18 protein-coding genes are annotated in these 16,662 nt (G+C 66.5%); 12 read left to right on the top strand and 6 right to left on the bottom strand.

The window, feature by feature from the left end:
• Window positions 1-22: 22 nt before the first annotated feature.
• Entirely contained in the window at window positions 23-805 is a 783-nt protein-coding gene (locus RCF13_RS13220) for a 3-hydroxybutyrate dehydrogenase (RefSeq protein WP_061477883.1), read from the top strand.
• A gap of 38 nt (window positions 806-843) precedes the next feature.
• Here RCF13_RS13220 and RCF13_RS13215 read toward each other — a convergent pair whose 3' ends face one another.
• From RCF13_RS13215 to RCF13_RS13205, 3 genes are read right to left on the bottom strand one after another with little or no spacing between them, the layout of a single operon-like run.
• Entirely contained in the window at window positions 844-1,302 is a 459-nt protein-coding gene (locus tag RCF13_RS13215; RefSeq protein WP_134967997.1) for an SRPBCC family protein, read from the bottom strand.
• Window positions 1,303-1,304: 2 nt separating this feature from the next.
• Window positions 1,305-1,619: a metalloregulator ArsR/SmtB family transcription factor gene (locus tag RCF13_RS13210; protein WP_005416268.1), complete on the bottom strand. Its 315-nt coding sequence runs from the start codon at window positions 1,617-1,619 to the stop codon at window positions 1,305-1,307.
• A gap of 11 nt (window positions 1,620-1,630) precedes the next feature.
• On the bottom strand, window positions 1,631-2,086 hold the full coding sequence (locus RCF13_RS13205; protein WP_134967996.1) for an SRPBCC domain-containing protein: 456 nt from the start codon (window positions 2,084-2,086) through the stop codon (window positions 1,631-1,633).
• A gap of 234 nt (window positions 2,087-2,320) precedes the next feature.
• Between RCF13_RS13205 and RCF13_RS13200 the strand changes: the two genes are divergently transcribed.
• On the top strand, window positions 2,321-2,908 hold the full coding sequence (locus tag RCF13_RS13200; RefSeq protein WP_134967995.1) for a TetR/AcrR family transcriptional regulator: 588 nt from the start codon (window positions 2,321-2,323) through the stop codon (window positions 2,906-2,908).
• A gap of 92 nt (window positions 2,909-3,000) precedes the next feature.
• Entirely contained in the window at window positions 3,001-3,501 is a 501-nt protein-coding gene (locus RCF13_RS13195; RefSeq protein WP_061477880.1) for a hypothetical protein, read from the top strand.
• 11 nt (window positions 3,502-3,512) lie between these two features.
• Here RCF13_RS13195 and RCF13_RS13190 read toward each other — a convergent pair whose 3' ends face one another.
• The 3 genes from RCF13_RS13190 to RCF13_RS13180 form a co-directional block, all read right to left on the bottom strand.
• Window positions 3,513-3,980 (bottom strand): chemotaxis protein CheW, encoded by a 468-nt coding sequence (locus RCF13_RS13190; RefSeq protein ID WP_134967994.1) that lies wholly within the window; start codon window positions 3,978-3,980, stop codon window positions 3,513-3,515.
• 97 nt (window positions 3,981-4,077) lie between these two features.
• The gene (locus RCF13_RS13185) at window positions 4,078-4,521 is read right to left on the bottom strand and encodes a BLUF domain-containing protein (RefSeq protein ID WP_134967993.1); all 444 of its coding nucleotides are present in this window, start codon (window positions 4,519-4,521) and stop codon (window positions 4,078-4,080) included.
• Window positions 4,522-4,616: 95 nt separating this feature from the next.
• A complete protein-coding gene (locus tag RCF13_RS13180) occupies window positions 4,617-5,618 on the bottom strand; it encodes a helix-turn-helix domain-containing protein (protein ID WP_134967992.1) in 1,002 nt (333 codons plus the stop codon).
• Window positions 5,619-5,955: 337 nt separating this feature from the next.
• Between RCF13_RS13180 and RCF13_RS13175 the strand changes: the two genes are divergently transcribed.
• The 9 genes from RCF13_RS13175 (at window position 5,956) to RCF13_RS13135 (ending at window position 16,613) form a co-directional block, all read left to right on the top strand.
• A complete protein-coding gene (locus tag RCF13_RS13175) occupies window positions 5,956-8,532 on the top strand; it encodes a TonB-dependent receptor (RefSeq protein ID WP_134967991.1) in 2,577 nt (858 codons plus the stop codon).
• 116 nt (window positions 8,533-8,648) lie between these two features.
• A complete protein-coding gene (gene msuE / locus RCF13_RS13170) occupies window positions 8,649-9,230 on the top strand; it encodes an FMN reductase (protein WP_134967990.1) in 582 nt (193 codons plus the stop codon).
• Between the two features lie 156 nt (window positions 9,231-9,386).
• Window positions 9,387-9,749, top strand: a complete 363-nt coding sequence (locus tag RCF13_RS13165) for a DUF3088 family protein (RefSeq protein WP_061477874.1) — start codon at window positions 9,387-9,389, stop codon at window positions 9,747-9,749.
• Window positions 9,750-9,763: 14 nt separating this feature from the next.
• Window positions 9,764-10,741 (top strand): MsnO8 family LLM class oxidoreductase, encoded by a 978-nt coding sequence (locus RCF13_RS13160; protein ID WP_134967989.1) that lies wholly within the window; start codon window positions 9,764-9,766, stop codon window positions 10,739-10,741.
• Window positions 10,742-10,760: 19 nt separating this feature from the next.
• Window positions 10,761-12,104 carry an LLM class flavin-dependent oxidoreductase gene (locus tag RCF13_RS13155; RefSeq protein WP_134967988.1) on the top strand — a complete coding sequence of 448 codons (1,344 nt, stop codon included), beginning with the start codon at window positions 10,761-10,763 and terminating at the stop codon, window positions 12,102-12,104.
• Between the two features lie 4 nt (window positions 12,105-12,108).
• On the top strand, window positions 12,109-13,329 hold the full coding sequence (locus tag RCF13_RS13150; RefSeq protein WP_134967987.1) for a M20 aminoacylase family protein: 1,221 nt from the start codon (window positions 12,109-12,111) through the stop codon (window positions 13,327-13,329).
• Window positions 13,326-13,877, top strand: coding sequence for a GNAT family N-acetyltransferase (locus RCF13_RS13145; RefSeq protein ID WP_134967986.1), 552 nt, complete (start codon window positions 13,326-13,328; stop codon window positions 13,875-13,877). The genes RCF13_RS13150 and RCF13_RS13145 overlap by 4 nt, the downstream gene beginning before the upstream one ends.
• Window positions 13,874-15,619, top strand: coding sequence for an amino acid ABC transporter permease/ATP-binding protein (locus RCF13_RS13140; protein WP_269217122.1), 1,746 nt, complete (start codon window positions 13,874-13,876; stop codon window positions 15,617-15,619). Before RCF13_RS13145 ends, RCF13_RS13140 begins: the two co-directional genes overlap by 4 nt.
• A gap of 16 nt (window positions 15,620-15,635) precedes the next feature.
• On the top strand, window positions 15,636-16,613 hold the full coding sequence (locus RCF13_RS13135) for an ABC transporter substrate-binding protein (RefSeq protein WP_061477870.1): 978 nt from the start codon (window positions 15,636-15,638) through the stop codon (window positions 16,611-16,613).
• Window positions 16,614-16,662 lie beyond the last annotated feature (49 nt).

Genomic DNA, 16,662 nt, shown 5'->3' with positions numbered 1-16,662 from the left:
TACGCCTAATGGAAGCTCGCCCATGTTCTCCGGAAAGGTTGCGGTGGTCACCGGCTCCACCAGCGGTATCGGTCTTGGCATCGCCACGGCGCTGGCCCGGCAGGGTGCCGATATCGTATTGAATGGCTTTGGCGAGGCGGCGGAAATCGAACGCATCCGTTTCCGGTTGGAAGCTGAGTTCGGCGTGCGCGTGGCGCATGACGGTGCTGACCTGTCGCGGGGCGAGGCAGTGCGAGGCATGATCGACCGCGCAGTTGCGAAGATGGGGCGCATCGACATTCTGGTGAACAATGCCGGCATCCAGCACACGGCGTCGATCGAGGAATTTCCGATCGAGAAGTGGGATGCGATCCTGGCGCTGAACCTGTCGGCGGTGTTCCATGCAACGGCAGCGGCCTTGCCGCACATGAAGCAGCGGCGCGCAGGCCGCATCATCAACATCGCGTCGGTACACGGCCTGGTGGGCTCGGTGAACAAGTCGGCCTATGTGGCGGCCAAGCATGGCGTGGTCGGGTTCACCAGGGTGACCGCGTTGGAGAACGCGGGCACCGGCATCACCGCCAATGCGATCTGCCCGGGTTGGGTGCGGACCGCGCTGGTAGAGCAACAGATCACTGCGCTGGCCGAGCGCGAAGGCACCGATCAAGAGACCGCTGCCCGCGAGTTGCTGGCCGAGAAACAGCCCTCGCTGCAGTTCGTGACGCCCGAGCAACTGGGCGAAATGGTGGTGTTCCTGGCCTCGGATGCTGCAGCGCAGATCACCGGCACGGCGCTGCCGGTGGATGGGGGCTGGACGGCGCGCTAGCTGGCCGGCATCGGCCGCGTTGCCGACGCCGCCGCCGTTTACTGCGGCTTCGCAAACACATCCAATCCCTTGCCCGTCTCCAACAGCGACTTCAGGCTCGACAGCACGATCGGCCAGCCCTGGCGGATGCCGGTATCCATGCCGCTGCCGGGTTCCAGCTCGTCGTGGGTAACGGTCAGCCGCACCATGTCCTGGTAGGGCACGATCTCGAAGGTGACCCGGCTGTAGGCATCGGGATTGTCGGCCTGCGAGGCGGCGGCCCAGGTGATGACCAGCCGCGAGGGCGGGGTGCTTTCCACCACTTCGCCGACCAGCTCGACCGAGCGCGTTTCGTTGGCGCGCACGTGCTGCCAGCGCGAGCCGGGTTTCCAGTCCGAGACATTCTCGTGGCCCCAGTAGCGACTGGCGATCTCGGGGCGGGTGATGGCCTCGAACACCTTCTGTGGCGTGGACGCGATGTAGATCACGTGGATGAAGCGGGTTGACTCTACGGACATCGTCATTCTCCTTCCAGTTCGCGTTTCAGGTCATGCAGCAGGCTCAGGCGCTGCTGCTCGAACTTGCGTACCCAGCGTTCGTAGACTTCATGCAGCGGCACCGGGTTGATGAAGTGCAGCTTCTCGCGGCCACGGCGCACGGTGCTGATCAGGTTGGCGTCTTCCAGCAGGCCCAGGTGCTGGGTGACCGATTGCCGGGCCATGTCCAGGTGTTCGCAGAGCTGGCCCAGGGTCTGGCCGTTGTCTTCGCAAAGCAGGTCCAGCAGCGTTCTACGCGTGGGGTCTGCCAGTGCCTTGAACACCTTGTCTGCATTCATGCGGGGCGTCTTCAGTTCCAGTTGTCGATCCTGATGTCGTGTGGATTGGGCTGGCCCTTGCCGGTTTCCAGCAGGGCCTTGAGGCTCAGCAGGAAGACCGCCCACTGGGTGCTGCAGTGGGAGGTGAACTCGACGCGTTCCTTCCAGCCTTCGTGGGTGAACAGGACGATGCAGTAGTCGCCTTCCTGCTTCAGCGCAAAGCGCGCATGCGTGCCCATCCATTCGGCGGGGCCGGCCAGGAACTGCCAGAGCACCAGTTCGCCAGGAACGAGCTGTTCCAGCTGCATTTCCATGGCGCCGATTTCCTGGCCGCTGTTGGTGAAACGGACCTTTACCGTGCCGCCGACGTTGCAGTCGCCATGGGTGTCTTCGGCCCACCAGGCGGCGACGCCTTCAGGGGTGGCCAGTGCTTGATACACCTGGCTTGCGGGGGCCTTGATGCCGACCCGGTGTGCGATATCCACCATTGCAGGTTCCTCGCATGGGCAGGCAGGCGACCCCCTTGGGATGGACTATATGCAGGTAAATGCCTGCATGTCAAATCCCGCCACGAATGCCCGGGCGTGGTAGTGCCGGCCGCTGGCCGGCATCCCGGTGGAGTTGGGTGCGTGCAGTTGCCGGCCAGTGGCCGGCACCACCAGATGATGCCCACCCGGCCGCGGATAGTTGACAGGGCATCAACCTACTAGTAGGTTGACGGCATGAAAGAGCCGCTCTCGCCCAAGGCCCAGGAGATCCTGGCCCACGCCCGTTCGCTGCTGGAGGCTGGTGGCTACAACGGTTTCAGCTACGCCGACGTGTCGGCGCGGGTGAACATCAGCAAGGCCAGCATCCATCACCATTTCCCCAGCAAGGTGGACCTGGTGCGCACGGTGGTTGAGCTGTACCGGGCCGAGGCGCGCGAAGGCCTGGCGCTGCTGGACCGGCAGCTGGACGACCCGCTGCAGGAGCTCAACGCCTATGTGGACTACTGGTCGAGCTGTATTGCCGGTGGCACGTCTTCGTTCTGCATCTGCGCGATGCTGGCGGCAGAGGCGCCGATGATCCCTGCGGAGATTGCCGAAGAAGTACGCGGGCATTTCGAGGACTTGAGTGGCTGGTTGGCGCTCACGTTGGAAAAGGGCGCGGCGCTGGGTCAACTGCGCCTGCAGGGTCCGGTGGCCGATGAGGCCAGAGCGTTCATGTCATCGGTGCATGGCGCGATGCTGGCCGCGCGCGGTTTCGGCGATGCGGCGACGTTTGCTGCGCTGGCACGGCTGGCCATCGCGCGGGTGAGCGCGGCTGCCTGATAGATGTGTGGTGGGCCTGCGGCAACGTAGGCCTTTTCTTTGATTCAGAAGTCTACCTACTAGTAGATTCAATCAACCCTTGGAGATGTTCCATGTCGCACTCTCTGTCCACGCTGGGCGTGATCCACACGGCCGTCAGCCTTGTACCGGTGTTCGCCGGCCTGTATGCCTTCATTCGCCATCGCGCGATCGACCCCGCGACACGCTCCGGCAAGCTGTACCTGCTTGGGCTGGTGCTGTCGGTGGCAACGTCGTTCACCGTCTCCAGTACGGGCGGGATCAACCCGGGCCACGCATTCGGAGTGATTGTGCTGCTGGTGGCGTTCGGCGGCGTGCTGGCGGCCCGGCTGCGCTGGCTGGGTGGCGCCGCACCTTACGTGTCGACATTTGCGCTGTCTTTCAGCTTCCTGCTGTCGCTGGTGCCGGGCGTGAATGAAACGCTGACACGGTTGCCGGCAGCGCATCCGATTGCTGCGGCGCCGATGGCGCCGGTGGTGCTGCACACGCTGCTGGGATTGGCGGTGGTGTTTGTGATCGGCTTTGCCGCGCAGTGCTGGCGCATGCGGGTTCAACCGGTTCGCAGGCGCCCTTGAGCAGAGGCGCCTCAGTCCCGCACCGCGAGCGCGGCCAGCAGCGACTGCGGTTCGATCAGCGCAGCCGAACGTGTGGCATCCACCCGAACGTGCCGGCTGCAGAAGTTGAACGGTCGACCCTGCGCCGGCGAGGCTGCGTCTGGAGATGCGTCCGGTGTTTCGATTTCCAGCACTTCATCTACCGCCAGCGCCAGGGTTGCGGTGCCGGCGCTGATCAACAGCATGGCTGGGCTGCCGCCATCGAATGCCGGTTGCCCGCTGAGCCTGCGCAGGTCGGCCACCGGCAACGGCTGCCCCCGTACCTCCAGGCTCCGCCTGCCATGCTGGTCCGCAGGGCCGAAGGTCTCTGGGCCGCGTATTTCCACGGCCAGCTGTACGTCGATCGCGAACAGGGCGGTGCCTGCGCGCAGGACGACAACCTCGAACAACTCGGCGGGCGAGGCACGTGTTTCCGTTGAAGGTTGAGCAGGTACAGGCATGCTGTGGATCTGGCAGGAACGATGGGTAACGCGGCTTGAATGATGACGTGCGCAGGGAGCACGCGGCCGCGTGGGACTACGCGCGCAAGGCGGCGGTTCAGCTGGATCCGACGGGCGCATGGCGGGCACTGAGCGCGCCGATGCGCGGAAAGTGCGGACCCAGCAGGCCGACGAGCTGATCCATGCCCGGAACGGAATGGCCGAATTCGTCCCATCGCGCATTGACCAGGCCGGACACCACGACCTGCCCGGTCTCGATGCGGGTCATGGCCCAATAGGGAACAGCACGCGTGCTGATCGCCATGTCCAGTACCGGCACGACGGCAGCATGCGATCGGCTGTCCTGGATGCGGCGCTTGACCGCTTCCAGCCCGTCGGGCGGACCTTCGATGTACTGGAAAAACCGCTGCCCGTCGACGAGCAGCGCTCCGGTGACGTCCACGCGACGGTTGAACGTGGCAGAGCGGGAGACGATCTGCCGGAGCATTTCATCGGAAAGCGCAGCCGACATGTGGCTGGAGTAGGCAAATGCGTGGAGCATGGAAGGGGCTTCTTGTGACGCCCGTCACTATACGTGGGGCGCCGTAGCCTGCCGTGAGCCTTTCCTCACGCATCACCGGGGAGTGATGCGTTGGATCAGCAGCCCACCAGCCGGTCCGCGCCAATTCCGCCGCGATGCTGGCTGCGGTATTCGGTAGGACTGGCGTCCACCTGACCGCGGAAGTGCCGGCGGAACGACTCCTGCGAACCAAAGCCGGCCTGCTCGGCAATCCACTGCAGCGGCCGGTCAGTGGTTTCCAGCAGCTCGCGGGCGAATGCCACGCGCTCGCGGATCAGCCAGTCGATCGGCGACAGGCCGGTGGCTTCCAGGAACTGCCGCTGCAGCGTGCGCTGGCTGAGCGCGGCCTGCTCGGCAAGACTGCCCAGCGAGTGCGGCTCGCGCAGGTTGCGGCGCATCCATTCCATCAGTTTTGCCAGACGCGAGGGCTCGCCATGGGGAATGGCGCGGCTGACGCGCTGGCTGCGCCCGGCATCACGCCATGGCGCCAGCACCAGCCGCTCGGCCACCAGGTTGGCCACGCGCGCGCCGTAGTCCTTGCGCACCATGTGCAGCATCATATCCATGCCGGTGGCCGAGCCGGCCGAGGTGATGATGCTGCCGGTATCGACGTACAGCACATCTTCGCGCACATCGATGCGTGGGAAGTCGCGCGCCAGCGCTTCGGTGAGGCGCCAGTGGGTGGTGGCCGGGCGACCGTCGAGCAGCCCGGCCCAGGCCAGCACGAATGCACCGGAGCAGATCGAGGCGATGCGCGCACCACGCGCGTGGGCGCGGACGAGTGCATCGAGCAGCGCCTGTGGCGGACGCTCGCTGGGTTCGCGCCAGCCGGGAATGACGATGATGTCGGCGTCCTCAACCGTGCTGAGATCGCAGGGCAGCTGCACCTGTGCATTGCCGAGCATGCGCAGTGCACCGGGTTCACCCGCGCACAGCTGGGTGCGGTACCAGGCCACGCCCAGTTCTGGCCGCACCGGTGCGAACAGGCCAACCGCACAACCGAATTCGAACAGCCCCTGGCCGTGGCAGGCAACGATGGCGACGAGCGGTGCGCTGGGATCGGCGGGTGGGCTGGGCATGGCTTGATGCTACGGGTGGAGATGCGTGGCGCTGCGTGGTGCGCGGGCATGAGGTGATGCCGGGCAGGCATATGGAGCGGTCGCTCCCTTCCTGTAGACCCGCGCCCACGCTCGGTTCAGTGCCGGCGGGGGGATGCATCTGACGCCGTCGCGAAGAGCAGCCGAGCGTGGGCTCGGCTCTACAGGCAGCCGCGCACCGTTGCGGCCGCCTAACGTCATTACCAGCGGTCATGTGGGTGGCCGGATGTTACGGCTGGGTGACGCGATCGCGCCTGTCGCGGTGGGTGAACAGGCCCTTGAATGGCAGCGTGTTTCCGGCCCACCCCCACGAGCCCCCATGCCTGCTGCCCATGCCCCTGTGCTGAACACTCTCGCCGTCCTGATCGCCAGCGTTCTGGCCGCATCGCCTGGCCATGCGGCTGATGCCGATGCGGATCCTGCTGCCACCGCTGCAACGGCCAACGTGGCAGCGTCCACGCTGGATGCGGTGGTCGTCACCGGGTCGCGCACCAGCACGCGCACGGTGAAGAACAGTTCCACCCCGATCGATGTGATTTCCGCAGAGGACCTTGCTGCAACTGGCCAGGGCAACCTGCTGGAAGCGTTGCAACGTTCGCTGCCGTCGCTGAGCCAGATCGGCGGCTACCAGAGCGACCAGGAGAGCCTGATCCGTGGCTACCAGCTGCGCAATCTCTCGCCGGGTTACACGCTGGTGCTGGTGAACGGCAAGCGCCGCAATGCCAGTGCCTATGTGAGTGGTGCCAACGGCGGCGGTTTCCCCGGCCATGCCTGGGCTGACCTGGCGTTGATTCCAGTCTCGGCGATCGACCATGTGGAAGTGCTGCGCGATGGCGCGTCGGCCATCTATGGTTCGGACGCGATCACCGGCGTGGTCAACGTGATCCTGAAGTCGCAGGCGCATGGCGGTGACCTGTCGGTTGAGAGCGGGCAGAGCATTGATGGCGATGGCTCGCGCACCAGCGTGCGTGCCAACGTGGGCCTGCCATGGGGCGCCGATGGCTTCGTCAACCTGTCCGGTGAAACCACCCGCCAGCATCATGCCATCCGCAGCCGCCGCTACATCGACGGCTACCTGAGCTACCCGGCGGTGGATGCCAATGGCAATCGGGTAGCGTTGCGCCCGAACAACCGGTTGCCCGCGGGTGCGTCGCCGAACCCGGCCGAGGCCGACCGCGATGCCGAGGCCAACATCATCCTCAGTTCGCCATCGTATGCGCTGAAGGCGTTTGCGGTGAACGTGGGCCATGGCCTGGGCGAGAGCGCGCAGTTCTACGCCAATGCCACCGCCAGTGATCGCACCGCGCAGGCGATCCAGAACTTCCGCCTGCCGGCGACCATCTTCACCACCTACAAGGCGCCGGGTGTGCTGAGCGTGTTCCCCGACGGGTTCCTGCCCGTGCTGGAGACCAAGGAGAAGCAGTACACCGGTACCGCGGGCGTGAAGGGCCAGATCGCGGGCTGGGACTACGACGCAAGCCTGACCGGCAACCGCAGCACGGTACGCACCTATACCCGCAATTCGGTGAACTACTCGCTGCCGTACCCCGGTTCGCCCACCGACTTCTATGACGGCAAGCTGGACTACCAGCAGGGCATCGCCAACCTGGACCTGCGCCGTGGCTTCGAGGTGGCCGCCTTTGCGTCACCGCTGGAAGTGAGCGCCGGCGCCGAGTACCAGCATGAACAGTATGAGCGCGGGGCAGGGCAGTGGGAGTCCTACACCGGCTTCGGTGCCGCCGCGTTCGTGGGCTACTCCACCGCCGATGCGGTGAAGGCGACGCGCAACAGCAAGGCGGTCTATGTGGGTGCGGCCAGCAACATCACCGCGCGCTGGTATCTGGATGCCGCTGCACGCTGGGAAGATCATTCCGACTTCGGCAGCGTGTCCACGGGCCGCCTGACCACGCGCTTCGACTTCACCGACGCGTTGGGTGTACGCGCGACGGTCAGTAACGGCTTCCATGCCCCCAGCTTGGGCGCGCAGTTCTACCAGGCCACCGGCAGCTGCCCGTGCGGCACCACGCTGGTGGCACAGGTGTCTTCGCCGGCGGCGATTGCGTTGGGTGCTACGCCGCTGAAGCCCGAGAAAGCCACCAACTACAGCCTGGGCGTGACCTGGGACCCGAGCCCGGCGTTCCACCTGGCCGTGGATGCCTACCATATCGACATCCGCGGCCAGCTCGGCCAGTCCAGCCAGATCGGTTACAACGCGCAGGACCCGGCGCGCATCACCGACAACAGCGGTACGGTGTTGAGTGCGGCGCAGAAGAACACCATCGATGCGCTGCTGGGTTCAGCCGGCATCAGCATCCTGCCGGGTGATGCGTTCTACGCCAGTTACTTCACCAATGTGGGCAATACCCGCACACGCGGTGTGGAGCTGACCCTGGAAGCAAACCAGGAAACGGCGTGGGGCAAGCTGCGCTGGAGCTATGCGGCCAACGTCGGCCGCACCACGATCCGGAAGGTCCGTGATATTCCGGCGGCGCTGCAGGGACTGCCCAACATCAACCTGTTGACCAAGAGCAGCGAGTACGCACTGCGCTTCCGCACGCCCAGCTACACCCAGGTGGCGGGCTTGGGCTGGCAGAACGGGCGCTGGCGCTCGAATGTCGACTTCACCTACTACGGCCCGATCAAGCGCCTGAACAACGGCGTGGAATACAGGCAGCCGCCGGTGCTGGTGACCAACCTTTCAGGTGCGGTGGAGCTGGGTGCGGGCTGGAGCGCGGCGCTGGGCATCAACAACGTGTTCGACAAGCGCACGCGCAAGGTGCCGGAGTACGCGCGCAGTGCTACCGATGTGGCCAGCATCGAGACGACGTGGGATTCGGGCGATGTGCTGAGCGGGATCGGGGCGTTCTGGTACGGGCGGATCAATTACCGGTTCTGAGGTGGAGCAGCCGAGCATGGCTCGGCTCTACAAAGGCAACAGCAGCCGAGCATGGCTCGGCTCTACAAAAGGCGAAAGGCGGCCGGCGGTAGTCCGGCATCATCGAGGAGCAGTTCATGTCTTCTGCATTGAGGGTGGTTGCAGTGGTAGGGTCACCGACCAGCTCGGCGACGTCGCGCACGTTGCTGCTGGTGCGGCACCTGTTGGCGTCGTTGCAGCAGCGGGTAAACGCCAGCGTGGAGCTGGTGGAGCTGGCGCCGATCGCGCGCTCGTTGGGGCAGTCGTTGTCGCGCGATGAGGCGGAGCCTGCGGTGGAGCAGGCGTTGCAGACGATCGAGGCGGCCGAGCTGCTGGTGGTGGCCGCGCCGGTGTATCGGGGGTCGTATCCGGGGCTGTTCAAGCACCTGGTCGACTTCATCGGGCTGGAGGCGCTGGTGGAGACACCGGTGCTGCTGGCGGCGACCGGTGGCAGCGAGCGCCATGCACTGGTGATCGACCATCAGTTGCGGCCGTTGTTCAGTTTCCTGCAGGCGCACACCCTGCCGATCGGAGTGTATGCCACGCCGGCCGACTTCGATGGCGAACACATCAACAGTGCAGCGTTGCAGGCGCGCATCGCGCTGGCGACCGAGCGTGCGGCCGGGCATCTGGCCGTGCAGGCGCCGGCGGTACCGGCGCCGCTGCGACGCATTGCCTGACGGCATAACCGACGGCGCTTTGCTTATGGCCAAGGCGCATCTGCATGGCCGGATCTGACCGCCGATTGTCGCCTGGTATCGCCACCGCAAGCACCGGCATCCCTAGCATCGAAATCGAAGCGGCATCGCATTGCCGGCCCTGATGAGGACACTCCCGTGGCGTTGGACGCAGCAAGCAAACCCATCCTGTTCCTGCTCGACCGCGAGTTCGAGGATGGCCAGATTCCTGGCCAGCGTTTCTTCTGCCGGCACAGCCTGCTGCTGGAAGGGGCGCTGTCGAGCATCGACGGCCTCGACGCGCAGCTGGATGTGCGCCGCATCGGCTTCGCGCGGCCACGCCGCGAGGTGATCGCCGAGATCGGCGAGCAGGACCAGTCGTTGCCCAAGCTGGTGCTGCCGCAGGGTGTGCGCAGCGAGCTGGCCAGTGGCGTGCATCAGGACCGCCAGTACATCTCCGGTGCCGAGCCGATCCTGGCCGCGCTGAACGGATTGCTTGGCATTCCTGTGGCCCACCCCTGAGCGAGGACGCGACCGTGAGCTATCTCATCAGTGTGCTGGACAAGAGCCCGGTGGCGGAGGGTGCCTCGCCCGAACAGGCGCTGCGCAACAGCCTGCAGCTGGCGCAGCGTGCCGAGCAGCTGGGTTACCACCGGTACTGGTTCGCCGAGCACCATGCTGCCCCGGCGCTTGCCAGCCCGGCGCCGGAAGTGCTGGCAGCCTGGGTGCTGGCGCAGACCCGGCGCATCCGCATCGGCAGTGGCGGGGTGATGCTGCGCCACTATGCGCCGTACAAGGTTGCAGAGAGCTTCAACCTGCTGGCGGCGTTGGCGCCGGGGCGCGTGGATCTGGGGGTGGGCAAGGCGCCCGGTGGCCTGCCAGCGTCGACTGCCGCGCTGGCGGCGGGACGCCCGGCATTCGCCGATTTCGACCAGCAGCTGCGCGACCTGGAGGGCTATCTGTCCGGTGCCGCGACCGAGGCGCTGGCGCGCCCGATTCCACAGCAGGCGCCTGGGCGCTTCCTGCTCGGGGCCAGCCCACAGAGCGCGAAGCAAGCAGCCGAGCTGGGCTGGCGCTTCGTGTACGCCGCGCACTTCGATGGCGACCCGAAACATATCGAGGCTGCGTTCGACGCTTACCGCAGCGTCTCCTCGCAGCCCCCGCTGCTGGCCACGGTGGCCTTCGCCGCACCGACTGCCGAAGCAGCAGCGCGTCATATCGGCGCGCTGCGCGTCTACAAGCTGCACCTTGGTCCGGGGCAGGCGGTGAACCTGCCCAGCCCCGGGGCGGCTGCCGAGTACGCGCGCCAGGTGGGCGTGGCCGACTTCCGCATCGAGGAAACGCGCCCCAGCGTGCTGTCCGGTGATGCGCAGCATGTGCGCGGCGAACTGGACGCGCTGCACCGGCGTTTCGGCGTGGGCGAGTTCATCCTCGACGCGCCGGTGGCCGACCTTGACGCACGCCTGACATCCCTCGAACTGCTGTCGCCTGCGCCGCGCGCGGCGGTGGCCTGACCTGCAGGAGCGATTCCCAATGAGCACGACCCCGCGCCACATTCCGTTCGGCATCATGCTGCAGGGCCCCGGCAGCCACATGCATGCCTGGAAGCATCCGTCCAATCCGGCTGATGCCAGCGTCAACCTGCAGTTCTACATCGACATCGCACGCACGGCCGAGGACAACGGTATCGCCTTCGGCTTCGTGGCCGACGGGTTGTATATCAACGAGAAGTCGATCCCGCATTTCCTCAACCGCTTCGAGCCGATCTCGCTGCTGTCGGCGCTGGCCACGGCAACGAAGAAGATCGGCCTGGCGGGTACGCTGTCGACGTCCTACAGCGATCCGTTCACCGTGGCCCGCCAGTTCGCCTCGCTGGATCTGCTCAGCGGCGGCCGTGCCGGCTGGAACGTGGTGACCTCGCCACTGGAGGGTTCGGGCCGCAACTATGGCCGGCCACACCCGGAACATGCGCTGCGCTACCAGATCGCCGACGAGTATCTGGAGGTGGTGCAGGGGCTGTGGGATTCCTGGGACGACGACGCCTTCGTGCGCGAGCGCGACAGCGGTATCTTCTTCGCGCCGGAAAAGTTCCGCCGCCTCGACCACAAGGGCCGCTTCTTCCAGGTGGAAGGGCCGCTCAACATCCAGCGTTCGCCGCAGGGCCAGCCGGTGATCTTCCAGGCCGGTTCGTCCGACGACGGCATCGCGCTGGCCGGCAAGTACGCCGACGCGGTGTTCACCCACTCGCCGTCGCTGGAGGAAACCCGCGCGTTCACCCAGAAGGTGAAGAATTCGGCGATCGCGCATGGCCGCAGCGGCAATGACGTGAAGATCTTTCCGGGCATCGGCCCCATCGTCGGCCGTACTGCCGAGGAGGCCGAAGCCAAGTACCAGGCGATCGCCACACTGGCCACGCTGGAGGATGCACTGGCGTACCTGGGGCGCTTCTTCGATCACCACGATTTCAGCCAGTACGACCCGGATGCACCGTTCCCGGAGCTGGGTGACATCGGCAGCAACTCGTTCCGTTCCACCACCGACCGCATCAAGCAGGATGCGCGTGAGAAGGGCTTGAGCCTGCGCCAGGTGGCGTTGGAAGCGGTGAGCCCGCGACCAAACTTCATCGGCACGCCGGAGCACGTGGCCGATGAGCTGATCCGCTGGTTCGATGCCGGTGCCAGCGATGGCTTCATTCTCGGCTTTGCCGCGCAGCGCGAGGGCCTGGACGATTTCGTGACCCAGGTATTGCCGATCCTGCAGACGCGGGGCTACCACCAGCGCGCGCTGGAAGGGCAGACGCTGCGCGAGCATCTGGGCCTGCCGTACAAGGCCAGCCGGTATGCGACCGACGCCGAACCGGCGCGGAAGGTGGGATAAGGCGATGAGCGGAGAGAACTCGGTAGCGCCGGGCCATGCCCGGCGGGATTCCGCGTCCATCGGCGTGCTGCCGGAAATCGCAGCACGCGCCGAGGCCGCCATTGCGATCCGTCATGATCTGCACCGGCACCCGGAGCTGGCCTTCGAGGAGCATCGCACCAGTGCCCGCGTGGCCGAGCTGCTGCAGCAATGGGGCTATGAGGTCACCACCGGCCTCGGCGGCACCGGCGTAGTCGGCACGTTGCAGCGCGGGCAGGGCAGCCGTCGCCTGGGCCTGCGTGCCGACATCGATGCTTTGCCGATCCACGAAGACTCCGGGCTGGCCTACGCCAGCCAGGCCGACGGCCTGATGCATGCCTGCGGTCACGATGGCCATACCGCGATCCTGCTGTCCGCCGCGCATTACCTCGCCCATCACGGCAATATCGACGGCACCCTGCAGCTGGTATTCCAGCCTGCAGAGGAGACGGGTTCGGGCGCGTCGAAGATGATGGCCGATGGCCTGTTCGAACGCTTCCCGGTGGATGCGATCTATGGGCTGCACAACTGGCCGGGCGTGCCGGTGGGTCATTTCGGCTTCGTCGATGGCCCGGCGATGGCGTCGGTGGACTGGGCGCGGCTGAAGGTGATCGGCAAGGGCGGCCACGGTGCGGAGCCGCAGGGCAGCGTCGACCCGATCCTGGTGGCTGCACACATCATCACCGCGCTGCAGAGCGTGGTCTCGCGCAATGTCGACCCGCGGCAGATGGGCGTGGTTACGGTTGGCTCGATTCACGGCGGGCAGGCCGCCAACGTGATTCCGGACGTAGTCGAGCTGAAGCTGACCGTGCGCGCCTATCTGCCGGAAGTGCGCGACACGCTGCGGCGGCGGGTCACTGAACTTGCCGAGCAGACCGCCGCTGCATTCGGCGCGCGCGCCGAGATTGAATTCCCGCGCGGCTTCCCCAGCGTGATCAACCACCCGCAGCAGACTGCGTACATCCGCGAGGTGGCGCTGCAGGGCTTCGGCGCCGAACAGGTGGTGCCCGACTTCGCACCGCGCACCGCCAGTGAGGACTTTGCCTTCCTGCTGCAGGCGCGGCCCGGCAGCTTCGTGTTCGTCGGCAACGGCGACAGCGCACCGTTGCACAGCCCACGCTATGTGTTCAACGACGCCGCCATTGCACCCGCTGCCAGCCTGTGGGCACGGCTGGCCGAAGACTATCTGGTGAAGGACGTGGCATGAGCAGCAACGAACGCTTCCTCTACACCTCGGTGGATGACCCACTGGCGCGGCCGCTGTTCGACGGCCTGGAGCAGGAGTACGACAGCCGCTACGCCGACGTGCGTCGACGCATCGGTGGCAGCGCCCGCGAGGAGCTGCAGCGCTATCCGGCGCAGGCCTTTGCGGCCCCGGTGGGCGCCTTCGTGCTGCTGCTGCGCGACGGGGTTGCGATTTCCGGCGGTGCGTTCATGCCGCACCGTGATCCGTATACCGCCGAATTCAAGCGCATCTGGACGCTGCCCGGGCTGCGTCGCCAGGGCATTGCGCGGCGCGTGCTGCAGGAGCTGGAAGAGCAGGCGGCGCGGCAAGGGTATCGGCGGGTGTTCCTGACGACGGGCTTCCGCCAGCCTGAAGCTGTTGGCCTGTACCTCAGCCATGGTTACACCGCGCTGTTCGATCTGGATGCGGATACCGAAACCATTGCGCATCTGCCGTTCGAAAAGCACCTGCGGGCACCGGCGCCCCCCATCGTGCCTGCGCAGACCCAGCTGCAAGGAGCCCACGCGTGAGCACGCCTTCGACCGCGCTGGATGGCATTGCAACCCGGCCGGCGCCAGCGCCGGCGCTGAAGATCGTGCCGGCCCGGCATCCGCTGCAGGTCTTCGGCACGGTGCTGGCACTGGCGCTGATCCTGATCGGGCTGCAGTCCGTGCTGGGCAATCCGCGCTGGGGCTGGGGTACCTTCGCCGAATGGTTCTTCGCGCGCCCAGTGCTTGAGGGACTGGCCCGTACGCTGCTGCTGACCGCGCTCGGTACTGGCCTCGGCTTCGCCTTGGGCACGTTGCTTGCGCTGGCCCGCGTCTCCGGCTCGCCGCTGCTGTCGGCGGTGTCGTGGGGCTACGTGTGGCTGTTCCGCTCGATCCCGCTGCTGGTGCTGTTGCTGCTACTGAACAACCTGGGCTACCTGTACAGCACCATCGAGCTGGGCGTGCCGTTCACCGGCATCAACCTGTTCTCGTACCCGACCACGCAGCTGATCGGTGTGTTCACTGCCGCGGTGCTGGGCCTGACCCTGAACCAAGCCGCGTTCTCGGCCGAAGTGATCCGCGGCGGCATTCTGTCGGTTGACCACGGCCAGTACGAGGCCGCGGCCGCGCTGGGCCTGCCACGTGGCCGCCAGGTGCGCCGCATCATCCTGCCGCAGGCGATGCGCTCGATCCTGCCGGCCGCGTTCAACGATGTGATCGGCCTGGCCAAGAGCACGTCGGTGGTCTACGTGCTGGCGCTGCCTGAGCTGTTCTACACGGTGCAGGTGATCTACCGCCGCAACCTGGAGGTGGTGCCGCTGCTGATGGTGGCCACGGTCTGGTACCTGGTGATCCTGACCGTACTTTCACTGCTGCAGCGGCGCGTGGAGCAGCGTTTCGCGCGCGGCCAGCTGCAGCGCGAGCGCTCGGCATCGCACGTGTCATCGCTGCTGCGCGTGCAGAGTGATGCTGCGCCGCGCGTGATCCACCGACCGCGCATCGCCACCCAGGTCGAAGCGGGCGAGGGTGCGGCGGTGTCGCTGCATGGCGTTGGCAAGGTGTTCGGCGATCAGCCGGTGCTGGAAGACGTGAACCTGGACCTGCGCGCCGGCAGCGTGACGGTGCTGATCGGCCCATCGGGCGCCGGCAAGTCCACGCTGCTGCGGCTGATCAACCACCTGGAGCGTGCCGACAGCGGCTACGTGACCGTCGGCGGCCAGTTGATCGGCTACCGCCGTGACGGTGACACCCTGTACGAACTGCCCGAGCGTGAGATCCGCCGTCGGCGTGCCGAAGTGGGCATGGTGTTCCAGGGCTTCAACCTGTTCCCGCACCTGACCGCGCTGGAGAACATCATCGAAGCGCCGATGGCAGTACGCGGTGTGCCGCGCGCGCAGGCCGAGCAGCAGGCGCGCACGCTGCTGGAACGGGTCGGCCTGGCCGACAAGGCCGATGCCTTCCCGCGCCAGCTGTCCGGTGGCCAGCAGCAGCGCATCGCGATCGCCCGCGCGCTGGCGTTGCAGCCAAAGGTACTGCTGTTCGATGAGCCGACCTCGGCGCTGGACCCGGAGCTGGTGGCCGAAGTGCTCAGCGTGATCGAAGAGCTGGCCCGTTCCGGCACCACGCTGGTGATCGTCACCCATGAGCTGGGCTTCGCCCGCCGCGTGGCCGACCACGTGGTGATGATGGACCAGGGACGGGTGATCGAGCAGGGCACGCCCGAGGCCCTGTTCGAGCGCCCGCGCCAGCAACGCACCGCCGATTTCCTGGCCAAGACCCTGTAACCCCGGAAGGAACACCATGAGCCCTGCAGCACCGCGTCGCCCCTCGCGCAGCACCCTGTTGATCGTGGCGGTGCTGGTCATCGGCATTGCCGGCATCGTCTATTCGCGCGTACGCCAGGCACCGGATGCCGGCACCGTGGCCGCGACCAGCCTGGCCGGTGCGAACACGGCCGTGCTGAAGGGCACGTTTGACCCGAAGGCGCAGGCGTTGATCCCCGCCGGCTATCAGTTCGTCACCCCTGGTGCGTTTACCGTAGCCACCCATCCGGGGCAGCTACCGCTGGCCGACTACGGCGCGGACAGCAAGGACGTGGTCGGCATCGAGCCCGACATCGCGCGGCTGATTGCCGATGCGTTGGGCCTGAAGCTGGTGATCGTGCCGGTCGCGTGGGCGGACTGGCCGCTGGGGCTGGAATCGGGCAAGTACGATGCGGTGCTGTCGAACGTGACGGTGACCGAAGAGCGCAAGAAGAAGTTCGACTTCTCCAGCTACCGCTACGATCTTCTGGGCATCTACACGCGCAGCGATGGGCCCATCCAGAAGATCGAGAAACCCGCTGATGTGGCCGGGCTGAAGGTGGTGGTGGGCGCCAGCACCAACCAGGACCAGATCCTGCGGCAGTGGGACCGGCAGAACATTGCGGCCGGCCTGAAACCGGTGGAGTACCAGTACTTCGATGACGCCGTGGTCGGCCGCTTGGCGGTGATCACTGGCCGCGCCGATGTCTCGTTCGAGCCCAATGCCACCGGCGCCTACTCGGCACGCGATGGCAAGGTGCGGCGCGTGGGCCTGTTCCCCGGGGGCTGGCCGAACGCTGCGGCGATCTCGGTGACCACGCGCAAGGGCAGCGGCCTGGCCGATGCGGTGACGCAGGCGTTGAACACCCAGATCGGCAGCGGCACCTATGCGCAGGCATTGAAGCGCTGGAACGTGGCCGAGGAGGCGGTGCCGCAATCGCAGACCAATCCGCCGGGCTTGCCGACGCTGCAATGACACCGGGCGTGGCCCGGCGCTACCGCTGCTTCTGTAGAGCCGAGCCATG

It is taken from the genome of Stenotrophomonas maltophilia group sp. RNC7, assembly GCF_030910085.1.
GTDB lineage: Bacteria > Pseudomonadota > Gammaproteobacteria > Xanthomonadales > Xanthomonadaceae > Stenotrophomonas > Stenotrophomonas sepilia.
The sequence above is the reverse complement of the archived record's forward strand: the minus strand, read 5'-3'. Positions and strand labels throughout refer to the sequence as shown.

What these genes read in the sequence shown, in the direction of transcription:
- RCF13_RS13135 (WP_061477870.1), top strand. Translation starts at nt 15,636, where the DNA reads ATGAGCCCTGCAGCACCGCGTCGCCCCTCGCGCAGCACCCTGTTGATC.
- RCF13_RS13205 (WP_134967996.1), bottom strand. Translation starts at nt 2,086, where the DNA reads ATGGTGGATATCGCACACCGGGTCGGCATCAAGGCCCCCGCAAGCCAG.
- RCF13_RS13220 (WP_061477883.1), top strand. Translation starts at nt 23, where the DNA reads ATGTTCTCCGGAAAGGTTGCGGTGGTCACCGGCTCCACCAGCGGTATC.
- RCF13_RS13175 (WP_134967991.1), top strand. Translation starts at nt 5,956, where the DNA reads ATGCCTGCTGCCCATGCCCCTGTGCTGAACACTCTCGCCGTCCTGATC.
- RCF13_RS13180 (WP_134967992.1), bottom strand. Translation starts at nt 5,618, where the DNA reads ATGCCCAGCCCACCCGCCGATCCCAGCGCACCGCTCGTCGCCATCGTT.
- RCF13_RS13150 (WP_134967987.1), top strand. Translation starts at nt 12,109, where the DNA reads ATGAGCGGAGAGAACTCGGTAGCGCCGGGCCATGCCCGGCGGGATTCC.
- RCF13_RS13210 (WP_005416268.1), bottom strand. Translation starts at nt 1,619, where the DNA reads ATGAATGCAGACAAGGTGTTCAAGGCACTGGCAGACCCCACGCGTAGA.
- RCF13_RS13195 (WP_061477880.1), top strand. Translation starts at nt 3,001, where the DNA reads ATGTCGCACTCTCTGTCCACGCTGGGCGTGATCCACACGGCCGTCAGC.
- RCF13_RS13155 (WP_134967988.1), top strand. Translation starts at nt 10,761, where the DNA reads ATGAGCACGACCCCGCGCCACATTCCGTTCGGCATCATGCTGCAGGGC.
- RCF13_RS13190 (WP_134967994.1), bottom strand. Translation starts at nt 3,980, where the DNA reads ATGCCTGTACCTGCTCAACCTTCAACGGAAACACGTGCCTCGCCCGCC.
- RCF13_RS13200 (WP_134967995.1), top strand. Translation starts at nt 2,321, where the DNA reads ATGAAAGAGCCGCTCTCGCCCAAGGCCCAGGAGATCCTGGCCCACGCC.
- RCF13_RS13185 (WP_134967993.1), bottom strand. Translation starts at nt 4,521, where the DNA reads ATGCTCCACGCATTTGCCTACTCCAGCCACATGTCGGCTGCGCTTTCC.
- RCF13_RS13215 (WP_134967997.1), bottom strand. Translation starts at nt 1,302, where the DNA reads ATGTCCGTAGAGTCAACCCGCTTCATCCACGTGATCTACATCGCGTCC.
- RCF13_RS13145 (WP_134967986.1), top strand. Translation starts at nt 13,326, where the DNA reads ATGAGCAGCAACGAACGCTTCCTCTACACCTCGGTGGATGACCCACTG.
- msuE (WP_134967990.1), top strand. Translation starts at nt 8,649, where the DNA reads ATGTCTTCTGCATTGAGGGTGGTTGCAGTGGTAGGGTCACCGACCAGC.